General features: G+C 61.7%; 17 protein-coding genes. 11 read left to right on the top strand and 6 right to left on the bottom strand.

The genetic code is table 11. The features are described 5' to 3' along the window. The first annotated feature begins 14 nt into the window (after window positions 1–14). The 3 genes from cobT to cysS all read left to right on the top strand — a co-directional run bounded on the left by cobT (window position 15) and on the right by cysS (window position 4,497). Window positions 15–1,829: a cobaltochelatase subunit CobT gene (cobT, locus tag EOE18_RS05940; protein ID WP_127707183.1), complete on the top strand. Its 1,815-nt coding sequence runs from the start codon at window positions 15–17 to the stop codon at window positions 1,827–1,829. Between the two features lie 63 nt (window positions 1,830–1,892). Continuing rightward, entirely contained in the window at window positions 1,893–2,984 is a 1,092-nt protein-coding gene (locus EOE18_RS05935) for a hypothetical protein (protein WP_127707181.1), read from the top strand. Window positions 2,985–3,027: 43 nt separating this feature from the next. After that, window positions 3,028–4,497 carry a cysteine--tRNA ligase gene (gene cysS / locus EOE18_RS05930; protein WP_127707450.1) on the top strand — a complete coding sequence of 490 codons (1,470 nt, stop codon included), beginning with the start codon at window positions 3,028–3,030 and terminating at the stop codon, window positions 4,495–4,497. 60 nt (window positions 4,498–4,557) lie between these two features. On the opposite strand, the gene EOE18_RS05925 is transcribed toward cysS, so the two are convergent. After that, entirely contained in the window at window positions 4,558–4,977 is a 420-nt protein-coding gene (locus tag EOE18_RS05925) for a hypothetical protein (RefSeq protein WP_246027284.1), read from the bottom strand. On the opposite strand from EOE18_RS05925, the gene EOE18_RS18975 reads away from it, so the two are divergent. Together EOE18_RS18975 and EOE18_RS05915 are read left to right on the top strand one after the other, a co-directional pair. Then, on the top strand, window positions 4,976–5,266 hold the full coding sequence (locus tag EOE18_RS18975) for a hypothetical protein (protein WP_164852671.1): 291 nt from the start codon (window positions 4,976–4,978) through the stop codon (window positions 5,264–5,266). The two genes, EOE18_RS05925 and EOE18_RS18975, sit on opposite strands and share 2 nt — an antisense overlap. 103 nt (window positions 5,267–5,369) lie before the next feature. Beyond that, window positions 5,370–5,939: a S24 family peptidase gene (locus EOE18_RS05915; RefSeq protein ID WP_246027283.1), complete on the top strand. Its 570-nt coding sequence runs from the start codon at window positions 5,370–5,372 to the stop codon at window positions 5,937–5,939. Between the two features lie 21 nt (window positions 5,940–5,960). Here EOE18_RS05915 and EOE18_RS05910 read toward each other — a convergent pair whose 3' ends face one another. After that, window positions 5,961–6,476: a thioredoxin family protein gene (locus tag EOE18_RS05910; RefSeq protein WP_127707175.1), complete on the bottom strand. Its 516-nt coding sequence runs from the start codon at window positions 6,474–6,476 to the stop codon at window positions 5,961–5,963. 94 nt (window positions 6,477–6,570) lie between these two features. On the opposite strand from EOE18_RS05910, the gene EOE18_RS05905 reads away from it, so the two are divergent. Further along, window positions 6,571–7,260 carry an MBL fold metallo-hydrolase gene (locus EOE18_RS05905; RefSeq protein WP_425464286.1) on the top strand — a complete coding sequence of 230 codons (690 nt, stop codon included), beginning with the start codon at window positions 6,571–6,573 and terminating at the stop codon, window positions 7,258–7,260. 46 nt (window positions 7,261–7,306) lie between these two features. Here the strand turns inward: EOE18_RS05905 and EOE18_RS05900 are convergent, their stop codons facing one another. Next, window positions 7,307–7,720, bottom strand: a complete 414-nt coding sequence (locus tag EOE18_RS05900) for an MAPEG family protein (RefSeq protein WP_246027282.1) — start codon at window positions 7,718–7,720, stop codon at window positions 7,307–7,309. A gap of 165 nt (window positions 7,721–7,885) precedes the next feature. Between EOE18_RS05900 and rpmF the strand changes: the two genes are divergently transcribed. From rpmF to EOE18_RS05875, 5 genes are all read left to right on the top strand, one after another. Further along, window positions 7,886–8,065 (top strand): 50S ribosomal protein L32, encoded by a 180-nt coding sequence (rpmF, locus tag EOE18_RS05895; protein ID WP_127707171.1) that lies wholly within the window; start codon window positions 7,886–7,888, stop codon window positions 8,063–8,065. Between the two features lie 30 nt (window positions 8,066–8,095). Further along, window positions 8,096–9,163 (top strand): phosphate acyltransferase PlsX, encoded by a 1,068-nt coding sequence (gene plsX / locus EOE18_RS05890; protein WP_127707169.1) that lies wholly within the window; start codon window positions 8,096–8,098, stop codon window positions 9,161–9,163. Then, window positions 9,160–10,143 carry a beta-ketoacyl-ACP synthase III gene (locus EOE18_RS05885; RefSeq protein WP_127707167.1) on the top strand — a complete coding sequence of 328 codons (984 nt, stop codon included), beginning with the start codon at window positions 9,160–9,162 and terminating at the stop codon, window positions 10,141–10,143. The genes plsX and EOE18_RS05885 overlap by 4 nt, the downstream gene beginning before the upstream one ends. 138 nt (window positions 10,144–10,281) lie before the next feature. Then, window positions 10,282–10,569: an integration host factor subunit alpha gene (locus tag EOE18_RS05880; protein ID WP_127707165.1), complete on the top strand. Its 288-nt coding sequence runs from the start codon at window positions 10,282–10,284 to the stop codon at window positions 10,567–10,569. A gap of 37 nt (window positions 10,570–10,606) precedes the next feature. Further along, complete coding sequence (locus tag EOE18_RS05875; RefSeq protein ID WP_127707163.1) at window positions 10,607–11,062, top strand: MerR family transcriptional regulator; 456 nt, start codon at window positions 10,607–10,609, stop codon at window positions 11,060–11,062. A gap of 3 nt (window positions 11,063–11,065) precedes the next feature. Here the strand turns inward: EOE18_RS05875 and EOE18_RS05870 are convergent, their stop codons facing one another. The 3 genes from EOE18_RS05870 to EOE18_RS18430 form a co-directional block, all read right to left on the bottom strand. Further along, complete coding sequence (locus EOE18_RS05870) at window positions 11,066–11,626, bottom strand: SixA phosphatase family protein (RefSeq protein WP_127707161.1); 561 nt, start codon at window positions 11,624–11,626, stop codon at window positions 11,066–11,068. A 6-nt stretch (window positions 11,627–11,632) separates the two neighbouring features. Then, a complete protein-coding gene (locus EOE18_RS05865) occupies window positions 11,633–14,371 on the bottom strand; it encodes an ATP-dependent DNA helicase (RefSeq protein WP_127707444.1) in 2,739 nt (912 codons plus the stop codon). Window positions 14,372–14,457: 86 nt separating this feature from the next. Beyond that, window positions 14,458–14,631, bottom strand: coding sequence for a hypothetical protein (locus EOE18_RS18430; RefSeq protein ID WP_164852670.1), 174 nt, complete (start codon window positions 14,629–14,631; stop codon window positions 14,458–14,460). Between the last annotated feature and the right edge of the window lie 28 nt (window positions 14,632–14,659).

Below are 14,659 nucleotides of genomic sequence, written 5' to 3'. Positions count from 1 at the left end.
GAAGGGTTAAGGATTTGGCTGAGGAAACTCCGCTCGACAAGTTCAAGCTGGCATTGACCGGCGCCTCGCGCGCGATTGCCGAGCGTGCCGATGTCGAGGTGAACTGGATAGCGGACAATCCCAGCCAGTCCGGCCCTGTATTCCGCATTCCGATGCCGGGCAGGGGCGTGCCCCGCGCCGCCGCGATGGAAGCGCGCGGCTATGCCGATAGCTATGCCTTGCGGTTGAAGCATCACAATGAAGCGCTGCATCGCAAGAGCGCGCCTGCCGATGTGATTGCGCGGGCTTGCTATGATGCGGTGGAGACGGTGCGGTTTGAAGCGCTGGGCACGCAAGGCTTTGCGGGCATGCGCGACAATCTGGATGCGGCGCTACAGATCAAGGTGGCGCAGGATGCCATCACCCGCGCCGAACGTGCCGAACAGGTGCCTTTGCATACCGCGCTGTCGCTGATCCTGCGCGAGAAATTGACCGGTCAGCCGATCCCGCCTGCCGCGAAGGCTGGTGTGGAACTGCGCCGCGCGTGGATCGAGGAACGCGCCAAGGGCGATTTCGACGCCTTGGCGCAAAGCCTTGGCGACCAGCGCGCTTTCCAGAGCCTTGCGCTGGATATGCTGCGCCATCTGGACCTGACCCAGCCCGAGACCACCGATGAACCGGGGGAGGACGAGGATAACGAGGAAGCCGAGCAGGACAAGGAAGAGCAGCAGGACGAGGACCAGCCCGGTCAGGAGCCGCAGCCGATGGAAATGGCGGCGGACCAACAGCAGGGCGACGGCGAGGGGGAAAGCGAGCAGCAGACCCAGATCGACGATGAATCCCAACTGGATGACGAGGGCGAGGATAGCGAGGAGGGCATGTTGCCCACGCGTCCCAACCGCCCTTGGACCGATCTGCCTTCCGAATTTGATTACAAGGTCTTCACCGAGAAGCATGACGAGGTAATCGCCGCGCAGGACCTGTGCGATGACAATGAGCTGACCCGCCTGCGCGCCTATCTGGACGCGCAGTTGAAGGGTTTGCAGGGCATCGTCACCCGCCTTGCCAACCGGCTCCAGCGCCGCTTGATGGCGCAGCAGAACCGCAGTTGGGACTTCGATCAGGAAGAAGGCATTCTGGACGCCGCCCGTCTGGCGCGGGTGGTCACTTCGCCCGGTTCTTCGCTGAGCTACAAGGTCGAGCGGGATATCGAGTTCAAGGACACGATTGTCACCCTGTTGATCGACAATTCCGGCTCGATGCGGGGGCGGCCGATTTCCATGGCGGCCATTTCCGCCGATGTTCTGGCCCGCACGCTGGAGCGTTGCGGGGTGAAGACCGAGATCCTTGGCTTTACCACCAGCGCATGGAAGGGTGGGCGCAGCCGTGAGGCTTGGTTGGCGGCGGGCAAGCCTGCGCAACCGGGGCGTCTCAATGACTTGCGCCACATTGTTTATAAAAAGGCTGATGAACCTTGGCGCCGTGCGCGCAAGAATTTGGGCCTGATGATGCGCGAGGGCCTGCTCAAGGAAAATATCGACGGCGAGGCGCTGAAATGGGCGCATGATCGCCTGCTGGCCCGCCCCGAAGATCGCCGCATCCTGATGGTGATTTCGGACGGCGCGCCGGTCGATGATTCCACCCTGTCGGTCAACACGGCGGGCTATCTGGAAGGCCATCTGCGCAAGATGATCGACTGGATCGAGAACAAGTCGCCGGTCCAATTGGTGGCGATCGGGATCGGCCATGATGTAACGCGCTATTACCGTCGCGCAGTAACCATTATGGATGTTGAACAATTAGGCGGGACGATGATCGAACAATTGGCGGGATTGTTCGAGGACGGCTGATATCCTCGCTTGTACCATACTGGCACCTTATGTGGCCTTAGTAAAAATACATAAGGAGTCGGGATGATGCGAGGCATGCGGGCTTTGTTGCTGGCTGTGACTCTGGGGGCGGCGCATGCCGCCAAGGCGCAGCCGCAGCCGCAGGTGGAGGTGGAATTTCTTGCCACCCTGTCCAGCGAGGGCAGCCATGTCGGCGACATGTTCCCCATCCGTCTGGCCAAAGCCGCAAGTCTGGATAATGGCGAAACTTTGCCTGCTGGCCTGATGGGGCTGGGCGAGGTGGTGGAGGCCAAGCCCGCCGGTGGAGGCGGCGCGCCCGGGGTGCTGGTGCTGGCCTTGCGCTATCTTGACCATCACGGGCGCAAGATTGCCTTGCGGTCCCTACAGCAAAATATGGTCGGGCGTGATCGCGTGAACGAGATGCGGCGTCATGGCTCACTGTCTTTGGCGACAGCTTTGCCCATGTCGATGTTGGGCATGGCGACGCGTGGCGGCAATATTGTGGTGGCCAAGGGTAGCTATGCGCTGGCGGATGTGGCGGGGGAGCTTGGAGCAGCTGAAGCCGCATCTGCCTCATCGGCGGATTGGCCGGAGAAGGCCGCACTCGATGTTCCGCCCCCGCCCAAGGGGATGGGGCAAGTGGTGTTCTATCGCCCTGATTCCCTCAGTTGGAAGATGATCGGCTGCACCATCAGGGAGGAGGAGCGCAAATTGTCCTCGCTGGGCTCGGGGCGCTGGTTTGCCTATGTGGCATCGGCCGGTGTCCATGCCTTTCGCGTGACGAGCGAGACCTCCGATAGCCTGCGTTTGAATGTCGAGGCGGGCGAAACGCAATATGTCTCCTGCCGTTTGCGGGCCAGCGTATTGATCGCGCGCCCCGTCATCCGGCCCGAAGCGGCCAGCGGGTTCCATGCGGCCTTGAGCGGGCTCAAGCTGGTGGATGATGACGATATGGGGGCGGTCTCGCCCCAGGGCTATGCACTGCGTCAGGCGGATATCCGGCAGGCCTTGGCCCAGAGGTCTGGCCCGCCCCAGCATGGACAGGTTGCCCGCCCCGCGCAGGACGGCAGCGTGATCGACAAGATGGACGACAGTTCGCGGCGTTTGCTGGAACAGGGGTTGCGCAAGATGGCCCGAGGTGCCGCTGCGCGCTGAACTGGTCTTGACCTTTGGTCTGGGCCTTGCCAACCGGCATCATATGACCAACAACGCGCCTTTGCAGCTGTTCAACAGCCTGACCCGCCAGACCGAGATTTTCACGCCTGTGCATGCAGGAGAGGCGCGCGTCTATTCCTGCGGGCCGACGGTCTATAATTACCCGCATATCGGCAATATGCGCGCCTATGTCTTTGCCGATATTCTGGGGCGCACGCTGAGCTATCAGGGGTACAAGCTGACCCATGTGATCAACATCACCGATGTGGGCCATTTGACCGACGATGCCGATGCGGGCGAGGACAAGATGGAGCGCATGGCCGCGAAAGAGGCCAAGAGCATCTGGGATATCGCGGAACATTACAAGCAGGCCTATTGGGCCGATATCCGCGCGCTCAACATCCGCCAGCCTGCGCAATGGACCATCGCCACCGATTACGTGCCGCAGATGATCGAGTTTGCGAAAAAGATCGCCGACAGGCATTGTTACGAGCTGGAAAGCGGCCTCTATTTCGATGTCAGCACGGTCGGCGATTATGGCCGACTGGCCCGCGCCAATACCGAGGAAGGTGAGGGCCGGATCGAGGCCGTGGATGGTAAGCGCAATCAGGCCGACTTTGCCATCTGGCGCAAGACACCCGCAGGTGAGAAGCGGCAGATGGAATGGGACAGCCCATGGGGGCGCGGTGCGCCGGGCTGGCATCTGGAATGCAGCGTGATGAGCGGGGAAGTGCTGGGCTTTCCTTTCGACATCCACACCGGCGGGATTGACCACCGCGAGATCCACCACCCTAACGAGATCGCGCAGAATCAGGCGATCTGCGGCTGTGGCGGGTTGGAGGACCCTTTGCATTCGGGTGCCCGCTTCTGGATGCACAATAACTTCCTTGTCGAACGCTCTGGAAAGATGAGTAAATCTTCCGGTGAATTCCTGCGTCTGCAATTGCTGATCGACAAGGGCTATCATCCTTTGGCCTATCGCCTGATGTGCCTTCAGGCGCATTATCGCAGCGAATTGGAGTTCAGTTGGGAAGGGCTGGGCGCGGCGCTGGTAAGGCTGAAGCGTCTGGTGATGGCGGTGGCGCAGGTGAAGGCGCAGGTCGAAGGCACCGGCTATGCCGCGCTGGGCGGATTTGGTCCCAAGGTTGCGCCGCTGGTCGCCGCTTTCGAGGCGGCGATGGCCGATGATCTCAACACGCCGATGGCGCTGACTTTGCTGGAGGAGGTGGCCTCGGTCAAAAAGGTGCCCGCGCCCGAAAAGCTGGCGGCGTTGACGGCCATGGACGGGGTGCTGGGCTTGAACCTGCTGGGTGTGGAGCGGGCCGATCTGCGCCTCCGCCCCGTTTCCGCCACCATCACCGAGGCTGAGATCGAGGCCATTCTAGCCGAACGCAAGCAGGCGCGGGTGGAGAAGGATTTTGCCCGCTCCGACGCCCTGCGCGATGAATTGGCCGCGCAAGGCGTGGAGGTTATGGACGGTGATCCGTTAGGCTGGGATTGGAAACTGGGCTGAACGGGCCCGGGTCAGGCAGATGGGGCTCGCCCTCTTGCGCGATAGGGCGCCGGCGAGCCTCTATACCTCTGCCAGCACCAGCAGGTCGGCTTCCAGCACCATCCTTTCGGTGGGTTGCATGACATGGGTCACTTCATTGACGCCAGCGTCGGCAACCAATTGGCCGCGGATGGTAAATTCATGCTCGGGCAGGGTGGCGATGAATTCCCGCGCCGCCGCAACCCCTTCCTCGCCGCTGAACATCAGCGTGACGGTGTGGCGCGCGCCGGAGAAGGTCGTGCTGGCCCAGGGGCGTTCGGCGTGGGACAGCAATTCGGCATGGGGGCCGGCAAGGCGCATGGTGGCATCCAGAAGCTGGACCGACGGGTGGCGGGTGCGTTTTGCGCCCGCGCCCTTGGCGGTGCCCAGACGTTCGGCAGGGCTGAACAGGGCGACGCGTTCTGCGTTGATGTCGTTGCTGGAGCGGAAATCAAAGCGCATGGTTGGCCTCCTGGTGATGGGGCATGAAAAATTCGATGCGGGATACGAGGTCAGGGCCGGGGTTTCGGCCATTGCGCATATCGCCTACCAGTCTTGGATCGTGTGCGACCATTCGTCCAAACTTGGTCCATGGCATGCCGGTGGCTCTCAGGAAGTCCTCTATTTTTCTCAGCAGCATGGTGGTGCTCCCTTGTCTTTTGGCAGAAGAACCGTTTCGGTTCGTCTACTAGGTATTTGTTCTCATATTCGTCCTTTCTTGTTTAGGAAAAATCCTATGGTATTCCACTGATCATGGAGAAACCGGATGCCCGCAAAACATTACAAGCACTTGTCGCGGAGCGGGGGTGAGCCTTGCTGCCCTCTCGGGGTTGCTGGGAAGGAATCCTGCTTATTTGCAGCAGTTTGTGCGCAAGGGGAGTCCGCGCAAACTGGAGGAAAATGACCGAAAAGTCCTTGCCCGATTCTTTGGCGTCGACGAATCGCTTCTCAGCGGAGGCGGGCGGGAGTTAGAGGAAAAATCCTATGCCGAGGTCATTGTCCGCAAACAGCCGGTGCGCAGTGAATATGTCGACGTGCCCCGACTGGCGCTCAGCGCCGCGGCAGGGGTGGGCTCGTTCGTGACCTCGGAGCAGCCTTTCGGCGCCTTGCGCTTCTCGCAAAGCTGGCTGCGCGAGATGGGGCTGCATGGGGCTGATCTGGCGACCATGACCGTGGCGGGGGATTCGATGGAGCCCACCTTGCGCGACGGTGACGAGATCTTGATCGACCGTTCGGTCCGAGCTCTGCGCGACGGGGTGCATGTGGTGTGGGTCGAGGATTCGCTGTTGGTCAAGCGGGTGGATATGGGCCGTCCGGGCCGGGTCCGCTTGTGCAGCGATAATACGCATTATGCGCCGATTGATATGGCGCCCAGCGAGGTGATCGTGATCGGTCGTGTGGTGTGGAAAGGCGGGCGCCTGTAATCGGACGCCCGCCCGAAACTCTTATTTAGTCCATTGGGCCACCCAGTCGGCCAAGGCCTGCGGCGTCATCGAGCGCGCATCCGACAGCGCGGTAACGCGGCCTTCGTTGATCAGCTTGTTGGTCTTGGGGTCAACGACAAACAGCGCGGGCACGCCCTTGGGGCGATCAATGCCGTAAGCGGCCGAGATATCCAGATTCTTGGTGTAGCGGCCCACGTCCACCATCACCACTTCATAATGTTTGCGCATGAATGCTGCCAGTTCGGGCTGCGCCATGGTGGCGGCCAGAATGCGGCAATCGGGGCACCAGTTACCACCCAGATCCAGCAGCACCAACTTGTGGTTCTTCTTGGCGCGGGCGATGGCGGCGGCCACTTCCTGCTGCGCATTGGCCGTTTCGTTATAGGGCGTGGCGGGCAGGGGCTGGGGCAGGGCAGCAAAGCTGGCGGCTTTCATATGCGGGGCGGGTGCGGCCATCGCGGGCGAGGCAGAAATCAGGCTGGCACCGGCCAGCAGGGCGAGTGAGAGGAGGCGCATGGTTTAATCCCAACTGAATTGATGGATGAAATATATGCTATGGGCGGCGCAGTGCCACTGGCCTTGCGGGCTTTGGCCTAGTAGGATTTGCCGCATGGTTGATAGTAAAACTTCACGAGCAGAAGCAGGGGTGAATGAGCCTCCCTTGCGGATCCACCTCATTCCGGTCACCGCCTTCCAGCAGAATTGCTCGCTGGTGTGGTGCACCAAGACGATGCGCGGGGCCTTGATCGACCCTGGCGGCGATCTGGACCGGCTGAAGGCGGAAGTGGCCGCGCGCGGGGTGACCCTGGAAAAGCTGTTGGTGACGCATGGGCATATGGACCATTGCGGGCTGGCAGGCGTGCTGGCCAAGGATCTGGGCCTGAGCATTGAGGGGCCGCATGAAGGCGACCGCTTCTGGATCGAGGGACTCGATAATCCCAATATGCGCATGGGCCTTGCAGGGGAAAGTTTTGAACCCGATCGCTGGCTGGTCGATGGCGATCAGGTGACGGTGGGTGAACTGACGTTCGATGTGCTGCATTGCCCCGGCCATACACCCGGCCATGTCGTGTTCTTCCACGAGCCCTCGCGTTTGGCGATTGTGGGCGATGTTTTGTTTCAGGGCAGCATCGGCCGCACCGATTTCCCTCAGGGCAATCACCAGCAACTGCTCGATTCGATCACGGGCAAGCTGTGGCCGCTGGGCAAGGATGTGACCTTTGTGCCGGGGCATGGGCCTTGCAGCACGTTTGGCCATGAGATGCTCTCCAATCCCTTTGTGGGTGGCATCTACGGGTAATGTGGTGAAGGAGGGCTGGTTTGGCGCCAGCCCTCGTTATAGGGCTTTAAATTAGATTGACGCTGGCCAGTACGGCAAAGGTGGCCAGTCCCAGTTGGGCCAGCAGCGCGGTGACCGTGCCAATGGCGCGTCCGGCCTTGAATTTTCCATCCATACCGATGGCATGCGCCACGCGGCCCAGCATAAAGATGGCGCCGACGGGCCCCAGCCACCAGCTGCCCTTGCCGGTCAATTCCACCAGCGCGAACAGGATCAGTGTCAAAGGCGCGGTTTCGATGAAATTGGCCTGCGCGCGCATGCGGGCCAGTAGGAAAGCATCGCCGCCATCACCCAATTCGATCTTGCGGGCCATCCGCACCTGACCGATGCGGATCATCAGCCAGCAGTTGATCACTGCGCCAGCGGCGGCCAGACAGAGCGTGGTGGGCAAAACCACTGGTGCAAATCCCGACAAAACCATAATATCCTCGCAAGCAATGTGACTTTCCTGCGCTTCTTAGTCGCGCAAGGCTTGCAACGCACGAGAAATTCGGTATAGGCGCGCCTTCACATCCGCCTGTGCGGCAACGCACTTCCGGCGGCTTTTGTCGTCTTACACGTCAATTTTTCAGGAACAGGTGCCGCAATGGCTGTCCCCAAAAGAAAAACTTCCCCCAGCCGCCGGGGTATGCGCCGCAGCCATGATGCGCTCAAGGTTGAAGCGTTTCATGAATGCTCGAACTGTGGTGAACTGAAGCGTCCCCACAACCTTTGCCCCTCTTGCGGCCACTACAATGGTCGCGAGATCATTGCTGTCGGTCTCTAATTTTCATCCCAAGCAGGGGGTAATTGCATCATGAGTTTGCCGCGTATCGCCATAGACGCGATGGGCGGGGACGAGGGTGTTCGGGTAATGGTCGCTGGTGCGGCTCTTGCTCGAACGCGCTATCCTCAGGTGCGGTTCCTCCTGGTGGGTGATCAGGAGAAGATCGGGAAGGCGCTTGACGCTCATCCCGATCTGCGTGCCATATCGGAAATTCTCCACGCCGACGATGTTATCGCCGGAGAGGACAAGCCGAGTGTCGCGTTGCGTCGCGCCAAAACCACCTCGATGGGCATGGCTATCCATGCCGTCAAGGATGGTTCGGCGGGCGCGGCCATCAGCGCGGGTAACACCGGCGCCTTGATGGCGATTGCCAAATTGGCTTTGCGCACCATGCCGGGCATCGATCGCCCCGCTTTGGCTGCCATTTTGCCCACCCTTCAGCCCAGCGATCTGGTCATGCTGGATCTGGGCGCGAACACCGAATGCGATGCCCGCAATCTGGTGCAATTCGCCATCATGGGTGCGGCCTATGCCCGTATTGCCAACAGCCAGCCCACGCCCCGCGTGCGACTGTTGAACATCGGCACCGAAGAAATCAAAGGCACCGAATCCCTGCGCGATGCAGCCGCTGTGTTGAAAGACGCGGCTGGTGTGCTTTCCATGCGATTTGACGGTTTCACCGAGGCGGACAAGATCTGTCGTGGCGAAATGGATGTGGTTGTCACCGACGGTTTCTCGGGCAATATCGCTCTTAAAGCGGTGGAAGGTACGGCCCGTTTCGTGGGTGACCTGCTGCGCCGCTCTTTCGCCAGTTCGCTGCGGTCCAAGATCGGCTTCCTGATCTCGCGCCCCGCCACCGAACTGCTCAAGCATCAGCTTGATCCCAACAATCACAATGGCGCGGTGTTCCTTGGCCTCAATGGCATCGTCGTCAAAAGTCACGGCAGCGCCAATGCGTTGGGCGTGGCCAATGCCGTGGGTGTGACCCAGCGGCTGCTGGAGGAACATCTGACCGAGCGTATCGCAGCCGACCTTGCGCGTCTGGGTGAAGACACCTTGCGCGCGCCCCGCAAAATCGCGGTCGAGGCGGGCCAATGAGCGGTCAAACCTTCCGGCGTTCGGTACTGATCGGTACGGGCAGCGCCTTGCCTGCGCGCAAGGTTTCCAATGCGGAACTGGCGGCCAAGGTCGATACCAGCGACGAATGGATCGTGGAGCGCACGGGCATCCGCAACCGTCATATTGCCGATGACAGCGAAACCACTGCTTCTCTCGCCACTCTGGCCGCGCAGCGTGCTCTGGAAGCGGCCGGTGTAGATGGTAGCAAGGTGGATCTGATTGTGCTGGCCACCGCCACGCCGAACCAGACCTTTCCCGCGACCGCGACGATTGTGCAAAATGCAATCGGGGCCAATGGCGGAATCGCCTTTGACGTCGCCGCTGTTTGCTCCGGCTTTCTCTATGCTATGGGCGTTGCCGATTCGATGTTGCAGTCGGGAATGGCGAAAACCGCTCTGGTGATTGGCGCGGAAACCTTCAGCCGGATCCTCGATTGGGAAGATCGCACCACATGCGTTCTTTTTGGCGATGGGGCTGGAGCTATCCTGCTGGAATCGCGTGAATGTGATTCGGCTGATGCTCCGGGCATTCTGGCGACGCGTTTGCATGCCGATGGCGCGCATAATGAATTGCTGTTTGTGGATGGTGGCGCGTCGACCACCGGCACGGTTGGGCATCTGCGCATGAAGGGTCGGGAAGTTTTCCGACATGCAGTCGTCAATCTGTCCAATGTTTTGCGTGAAGTCCTTGAGGAAGCTGGATTTTCTTCCGAAGATCTCGACTGGCTGGTTCCGCATCAGGCCAATGCCCGCATTCTGGAAGCGACCGCGAAAAAGCTGAATATGCCTGCCAGCAAGGTGGTGATCACCGTGCAGGACCACGCCAACACCTCCGCTGCATCGGTGCCATTGGCGCTTGATACCGCGATTCGCGATGGACGAATCAAGTCGGGGCAATTGGTGATGCTGGAGGCTATGGGCGGCGGCTTTACATGGGGTGCCAGCCTGCTTCGCGTGTAAAAATTGCACATGAATGGCGGTTCAATGCAATCAATTTCACCGGATTTGGTGATGATTTCATTGTGTTTTAATCCCTGCTTGCTATTAAGTGTCTCGGGAGGGTCGCTAACTTAGCAAGAGGGGGCTTGTGTGCGCTCCATGAACACACTTACGCGTGCTGATCTGGCAGAAGCCATTAATCATAAGCTTGGACTGTCGCGGGCGGATTCGCTCACCATGGTCGAATCCATTCTCGACAATATTTCCGACGCGCTGGCCGAGGGCGAGAATGTGAAGATTTCCGGTTTCGGAACCTTCCTTCTGCGCGACAAGTCGGAACGGGTGGGCCGCAATCCCAAGACCGGCGTGGAAGTGCCGATCACGCCGCGCCGTGTGCTGACTTTCCGCGCCAGCCAGATGTTGAAGGACCGCGTTTCCGGCGATTGATCCGGAAACAAGGCCCGATTTTTCAAGGTTGAACTGAATGGAAACGGGGCAGGGTTCTACAAGCGTTATCGCGCTTGAGGATGGCAAGGGGGCAAAGGCTTTCCGCACGATTGGGGAAGTGTCGAAGGCGCTTGACGTGCGCCCCCATGTCCTGCGTTATTGGGAAGAGCAGTTCCCCATGCTCCAGCCTGTGAAACGGGCTGGCGGACGCAGGCTCTATCGCCCCGAGGACATTGAACTGGTCGCCACGATTGATCGTCTGGTCCATCGCGAAGGCTATACTTTGCGCGGCGCTCGGCAGTTTCTGGAGAGTAAGGGCGGCAAGGCGGAGGAGACGATCGTTCTGACCGTCACCGAACCCGCGCCGCCCGCTCCGCCACCGCAAGTGGTGGAGGTAGAGGTGGTGCAGGTGGTCGAAGCCTATGACAAGGCGGCCGTTTTGCAACAGCTCTATGCGGTAAAGGCCAAGCTTAACAGCGCTTTGGCGATTTAGGGCTTACAGCTTTTCCGGCCCCAGTTCAGGGTCCAGGTCACGCGGACGCATTAGATGGACAAGGCGGGCCGTCGCTTCCTCGACATCGTGCCAGCTATCGACCGGAATTTCCAAAACCGCGAAAGTTGCTGTGGGGAATTTCTCCTCCACCACATCGCGCAGGGGGCTGGAGCCGTCATCGGGCACCAGATCGAAAATCAGATCTTCCAGCCCCGGATTATGCCCGACCATCAGCACGGATTGCACATGGTCGGCCTCATCGCGCAACACATCCAGCAGGCTGGCGGAGCTGGCCAGATAGATGCGGCGGTCCCAATTGACCGGCATGGCATGGTCATAGCCCGCGCCTTGGGCGGCCAGTTCGATGGTCTGCGCCGCACGCACGGCAGGCGAGGCCAGAATGCGGCCCCAGCGGATATCATGCTCGCGGCACCAGCTTTCGATATGTTTGCCGATCAAAGGCGCGCCTCTTTCGCCGCGCCCGTTTAAAGGTCGGTCGAAATCGCGGGCGCGGGCATCGCCCCAATCGGATTTGGCATGGCGCAACAGGCCGAGAGTTTTCATGGCATCCTAACCCAGCAAGTCCGGCGAAACGGCGGCGGCTTTCGCTTCGTCTGAAACACCGCTGCGCAGCTTTTGTAAAGCCTCGTCCAGCGTGCAGCGCACAATCGGCGTGCCAGCGGGAAAGGCGGTGAGCAGGCGTGAAGGGAAAGCGGCGGATAGCACCACAAAATGCCCGCGATCCCCGCGCCCACGGATCAACCGGCCAAAGGCCTGCGCCAGTCGCGCACGGATGATGCGATCGTCATGGGCCTGCCCGCCTTGGGGATGGGCCATGCGGCGGGCACGATGCAGGATGGAGGGCTTGGGCCAAGGCACTTGCTCCATCACCACCAGACGCAGCGAATCGCCGGGCACATCCACCCCGTCGCGCAGGGCATCGGTGCCCAGCAGGGATGCCTTGGGATCATCACGGAAAATATCGACCAAGGTTCCGGTGTCGATCGGGTCCACATGCTGGGCATAAAGCGCCAGACCCAGCCGCGCCATGCGATCGGCAATGCGGCCATGCACCGCGCGCAAACGGCGGATGGCGGTGAACAGGCCTAGCGCTCCGCCGCCGCTCGCCTCGATCAAGCGGCCATAGGCATTGGCCAGCGCGGGAATATCGCCCTTGGGCACATCGGTCACGATCAGCACCTCGGCCTGATTGGCGTAATCGAACGGGCTTTCAAAGGCCTCGACACGGGGGAGACGATCCAGATGCGCCGCGCCTGAACGGGCGATGGCGCTGTCCCAATCGTGTTCGCCTTGACTACCTTTGTCGCGCAGGGTGGCGCTGGTCATCATCACGCCATGCGCGCCACTCAGAACGGTGGCGGCAAAGGGCTGCATCGGGTCCAGCCAGCGGCGATGCAGGCCGATGTCATAATCGCGCCCGTCGCTGCGCTCCACCGCCAGCCAATCGACATAGGCCGGATCGGCAGGGCCGGACAGGCGCGCCAAAAGCGCTTCCCACGCCGCCACCAGATCGACGCGCCAGCTTAAAGATTGCCGCGCGCCCTCGATCCGCGCCCGCCCTTGGCCGTCCAGCCAATCTGGCCCATCGGTTAGCAAGGCCTCCAGCCGCAGGCCCAACTGGATCAGAGGTTTGCGCAAACGAGCCAAGGCCGCTTGCGCCTCCAAGGCGGCCTCGATCATCTCGCCATCCAGATCGGCTGCCTCGGTTTCCAGACCATAGCCTGCATCCTGCCCGCCGCTTTCATCGCGGGCAAAGGTGGTGGCGCGCACGGCGGCCAGCAGATGCTCGATCTCGCCCGAAGGTTCGCCCTCCACCACACGTTGCAGCCAGCCATCGGCGGGCAAAGCTTCGGCGGCATCCTTCGCCTCGGTAATGGCGCGGGCGCCTGCCTCGTCATAGCTGGCCACATCGGCAAGGCGGGCGGAAAGGCCACGGCGGCGGCCCTTCGATCCCTTTTCCGGCCCGATCACCCAACGGCGCAATTCGATTGCTTCCGCGCCGGTCAGGTCGGCGGAAAAGGTGCTGTCGGCCGCCTCGAACACGTGATGGCCTTCGTCAAACACGATGCGCGTGGGGCGCAGGGCCACATCTTTGCCGCGCGCGGCATTGACCATCACCAAGGCGTGGTTGGCGATCACCAGTTCGGCCTCGGCGCTGGCGCGGGCGGCGCGTTCGATGAAACATTTGCGGTAATGCGGGCAACCGGCATAGACGCATTCGCCGCGCCGGTCGGTCAGGCTGGTAATGCCGCGCTGGCGGAACAAAGTGCCCAGCCAACCCGGCAGATCGCCGCCGATCATATCGCCGTCTTGTGAAAAACCGGCCCAGCGCGCCACCAATTGCGCCAGAATGGCCGCCCGCCCGCCAAAGCCGCCTTGCAGAGCGTCCTCTAGGTTGAGCAGGCAGAGGTAATTCTCGCGCCCCTTGCGCACGACGACAGGCTGCGTACCGCTGGTGGGGGAGGTCCACACGCGGCGGCTTTCGCGGCGCAATTGGCGCTGCAAGGCCTTGGTATAGGTGCTGACCCAGACCGTGCCGCCGCTGGCCCGCGCCCATAGCGAGGCGGGGGCCAGATAGCCCAAGGTCTTGCCGGTGCCGGTGCCCGCCTCGGCCAGCAGCATATGCGGGGCCTTGTCGGCCATGCGGGGCGCGAAAATATGCGCGGCGGCGGCGGCATAGGCCTTTTGGCCGGCGCGGGCCTCGCTGTGATGGCCGGTGATATGGTCCAGCTGGCCCAGCACATCGGCCTCGTTCAGCGTGATCTGCGCGGGCTGTGGGCGCTCGGCGGCTTCCTCCCATTCGGGCAGGCGGGCAAACAGCCAGCGTTCGGCCCTTTGCGGTTTAGCCACCACCGGCCCCAGCAGGCTGGCCCAAGGCCAGCGCAATTTGGCCATGGATTGCAGGATCGTCCATGCACCTTCCCGCTCGGCCCAATCCGCCGCCTCGCATTGCGCCAGCAGCGCGGCGGCGGCGCGTTGCAGCAGCAGCGGCACTTCGCCATCATTGGCCGGTTCGGGCAGGGACAGCGCATGGGCCAGCCCCTTGGGCGTGGGCACCACGAAACGCGCAGGGTAGATGAAGGCGAAAAGCTCCAGCAGATCCAGCCCCGACAGATCCGGATAGCCCAGACGACTGGCCACCAAAGGCGCGTTGAGCATCAGCAGTGGCGTGTCGGCGGCGGTGACAATTGCCTCGCCCTTGCCGATCGCGCGCGTTTCGGCGCTGCGGTCTTTCAACCAGCAACCGCCATGGTTGGCATGCAGCGCAGGCAGGCTCAATACGGGCAGGGCGGGGGCTGGCTCGTCGGTCACGGCAAAAGCTGATGGCGACAGGCGAGGGGCTTGGCAAGCTGTGCCTTGGGTCTTTCCCCCGATCAGCCCTCGGAAAACAGAATACGTTCCAGCCAGCTGCGCTTTTCCGCCATGGGGCGGATCGGGCCGAAACGGCGCAGCCGGTCGCGCGGGTCCATCGGTGGGGCCTTATAGGGCAGATCGCCCGCGTTCAGTGGTTTACCATGGGCAAAGTCGGCGTGATGATGCAGCGACATGATCTGATCCTTTCCCGATGGTGCTGGC

This window comes from Novosphingobium umbonatum, from assembly GCF_004005905.1.
GTDB classification, from domain to species: domain Bacteria; phylum Pseudomonadota; class Alphaproteobacteria; order Sphingomonadales; family Sphingomonadaceae; genus Novosphingobium; species Novosphingobium umbonatum.
The sequence above is the reverse complement of the archived record's forward strand: the minus strand, read 5'-3'. Positions and strand labels throughout refer to the sequence as shown.

What these genes read in the sequence shown, in the direction of transcription:
- EOE18_RS05885 (WP_127707167.1), top strand. Translation starts at nt 9,160, where the DNA reads ATGAGCGGTCAAACCTTCCGGCGTTCGGTACTGATCGGTACGGGCAGC.
- EOE18_RS05910 (WP_127707175.1), bottom strand. Translation starts at nt 6,476, where the DNA reads ATGCGCCTCCTCTCACTCGCCCTGCTGGCCGGTGCCAGCCTGATTTCT.
- EOE18_RS05870 (WP_127707161.1), bottom strand. Translation starts at nt 11,626, where the DNA reads ATGAAAACTCTCGGCCTGTTGCGCCATGCCAAATCCGATTGGGGCGAT.
- rpmF (WP_127707171.1), top strand. Translation starts at nt 7,886, where the DNA reads ATGGCTGTCCCCAAAAGAAAAACTTCCCCCAGCCGCCGGGGTATGCGC.
- EOE18_RS18975 (WP_164852671.1), top strand. Translation starts at nt 4,976, where the DNA reads ATGGTTGGCCTCCTGGTGATGGGGCATGAAAAATTCGATGCGGGATAC.
- EOE18_RS05905 (WP_425464286.1), top strand. Translation starts at nt 6,571, where the DNA reads ATGGTTGATAGTAAAACTTCACGAGCAGAAGCAGGGGTGAATGAGCCT.
- cysS (WP_127707450.1), top strand. Translation starts at nt 3,028, where the DNA reads ATGACCAACAACGCGCCTTTGCAGCTGTTCAACAGCCTGACCCGCCAG.
- EOE18_RS05875 (WP_127707163.1), top strand. Translation starts at nt 10,607, where the DNA reads ATGGAAACGGGGCAGGGTTCTACAAGCGTTATCGCGCTTGAGGATGGC.
- EOE18_RS05925 (WP_246027284.1), bottom strand. Translation starts at nt 4,977, where the DNA reads ATGCGCTTTGATTTCCGCTCCAGCAACGACATCAACGCAGAACGCGTC.
- EOE18_RS05900 (WP_246027282.1), bottom strand. Translation starts at nt 7,720, where the DNA reads ATGGTTTTGTCGGGATTTGCACCAGTGGTTTTGCCCACCACGCTCTGT.
- EOE18_RS05880 (WP_127707165.1), top strand. Translation starts at nt 10,282, where the DNA reads ATGAACACACTTACGCGTGCTGATCTGGCAGAAGCCATTAATCATAAG.
- plsX (WP_127707169.1), top strand. Translation starts at nt 8,096, where the DNA reads ATGAGTTTGCCGCGTATCGCCATAGACGCGATGGGCGGGGACGAGGGT.
- EOE18_RS05935 (WP_127707181.1), top strand. Translation starts at nt 1,893, where the DNA reads ATGATGCGAGGCATGCGGGCTTTGTTGCTGGCTGTGACTCTGGGGGCG.
- EOE18_RS18430 (WP_164852670.1), bottom strand. Translation starts at nt 14,631, where the DNA reads ATGTCGCTGCATCATCACGCCGACTTTGCCCATGGTAAACCACTGAAC.